Genomic DNA, 540 nt, shown 5'->3' with positions numbered 1-540 from the left:
ATCACAATTTATTGTAATATTTTTCATTATGTATTTTTTGCAGCTCCGATAAATGATGAGAATAATGGATGAGGTTGTAAAGGTCTAGATTTAAATTCTGGGTGAAATTGAACTCCAATAAACCAAGGATGATTTTTAATTTCAACGATTTCTGGTAAGTTGTTGTCAGGGGACATCCCTGAAAAATTTAAACCGTGTGTTTCAAATTTTTTTCTCAAATTGACATTAACCTCATACCTATGTCTATGTCTTTCTTTAATTTGACTAGACTTATAAATTTCTTTTATTAAGGAATTGTGTTGTAATTTAGCTGGATAAAGACCTAATCGCATAGTACCACCTAAATTTTTCACAGTTCCTTTAATTTTTCTACCGTTTTTGTTCCATTCCTCAATAAGTCCAATTACCGGGTAGCATTTTTTATCAAATTCACTAGAACCAGCATTTTTAATTTTTAGTACATTTCTAGCAAATTCAATAACTGCCATTTGCATGCCAAAACAAATCCCTAAAAAAGGAATTTTTTTAGTCCTCGCATAA

General features: G+C 30.2%; 1 protein-coding gene. It reads right to left on the bottom strand.

Features of this window, described 5'->3' with window-relative positions; translation table 11 throughout:
• Positions 1-26 precede the first annotated feature (26 nt).
• Positions 27-540 (bottom strand): glutamine amidotransferase-related protein (locus AMN84_RS04915; protein ID WP_179850713.1); only part of this gene is annotated, 514 nt, incomplete at its 5' end.

Origin of the sequence: Candidatus Pelagibacter communis (assembly GCF_001180105.1) — a bacterium.
GTDB lineage: Bacteria > Pseudomonadota > Alphaproteobacteria > Pelagibacterales > Pelagibacteraceae > Pelagibacter > Pelagibacter ubique_K.
This window is presented reverse-complemented; position numbering and strand designations above follow the sequence as displayed.